Below are 1,319 nucleotides of genomic sequence, written 5' to 3' on the forward strand. Positions count from 1 at the left end.
ACCTTGGACAACCTGGTCACGCCCTCGACGGTGACCGCTTCCACGCCGCCGTCCTGGAGGAGCGCGGAGGCCGCATCGAGTAGCCGGGCGCGTGAGCGCACCCGGCGTGGGTCGACCTCGGCGGCGTCAGTTCCGCTCATATCGTCCAGTATTCCTCTGCCGGTGGACCTTTCCCACGGTCTACCTCCCGTCAGATACTTATGCTACACATAGTAGCGAAGCGATACTGACAGTAGCGGAGGCCCGATGGTTCCCCCCGGACGCGACCGATTGTCCGCGGCCCAGCGTTGGCTGCTCACCTTGTCTTGTCTCGCGGTAGTTCTCGTCACCTCGTCGATGGCCGCGCTGTATACGGCGTTGCCGGAGATCGCGGCCGACACCGGGGCGAGCCAGGCCGAACTCACCTGGATTGTCGACGGCTACACGCTGGCGCTGGCCTGCCTCGTCCTGCCAGGGGGTGCGATCGGTGACAGGTACGGCAGGCGCGTCGTTCTCGTCACGGGGCTCGTCATCTTCTCGTTCGCTTCAGCGGCTCCCTTGTTGCTCGACAGCCCGACGTGGCTGATCGTCGCGCGGGTCGTGACAGGAGTCGGCGCGGCGCTGGTGATGCCGTCCACGCTGTCGTTGCTGACCGCCGGATTTCCGGAGGAACGGCGGAGCAGCGCGGTCGGATTGTGGGCCGGTGTCGCGGGCGTCGGCGCGATCCTCGGCATCCTCGGTTCGGGCGTTCTGATCGAAAACTGGTCTTGGGCTTCGATCTTCGCCGGGATGGCGGTCGCGGGCGCGATGCTCGCGGTGGCAGCCTTCACACTGCCCGAGTCGGTGGACACCTCGAGGTCCGCGATGGACCCGCTCGGTGCGGTCACCAGCGCCGTGGCGATCGGTGCGATCGTGGTCGCGGCGATCGAGGTGCCCGTACGCGGCTGGCTCGATCCGATAGTGATCGGCGCGACCGCTGTAGGGCTGACCGTGGCAACAGCTTTCGTCGCTATCGAACGACGGGTCGCGCACCCGTTGATCGATATCCGGCTCTTCGCGCACCGGGGCTTCGGCAGCGGCACCGCGATAGTGACGGTGCAGTTCCTGGTCACCTTCGGCCTGTTCATGCTGGTCGTGCAGTACTTTCAGCTGATTCTGGGCTACCGTCCGCTGATGTCGGCACTCGCGCTCGCTCCCATGGGCATCCCGATGGTGGTGATCTCCGTGATCGCGCCCAGGGTGGCGGAACGGGTTGGCCTGCGAATCCCCGCCTCTGCCGGTTTGCTGGCGATCGGGGTCGCGATGCTCATGATCGCGCAAGTAGATTCGCACACTTCCTA

General features: G+C 66.0%; 1 protein-coding gene and 1 pseudogene. One reads left to right on the forward strand and one right to left on the reverse strand.

Going from position 1 to position 1,319, the window contains the following annotated elements:
* Positions 1–140: pseudogene (locus ACFWF3_RS36140) on the reverse strand (TetR family transcriptional regulator); the annotation flags it as partial.
* 106 nt (positions 141–246) lie between these two features.
* On the opposite strand from ACFWF3_RS36140, the gene ACFWF3_RS36145 reads away from it, so the two are divergent.
* On the forward strand, positions 247–1,319 hold a 1,073-nt coding region (locus ACFWF3_RS36145; RefSeq protein WP_379318667.1), incomplete at its 3' end, for an MFS transporter.

The organism is Nocardia sp. NPDC060220 (assembly GCF_042727815.1).
Classification (GTDB): Bacteria; Actinomycetota; Actinomycetes; order Mycobacteriales; family Mycobacteriaceae; genus Nocardia.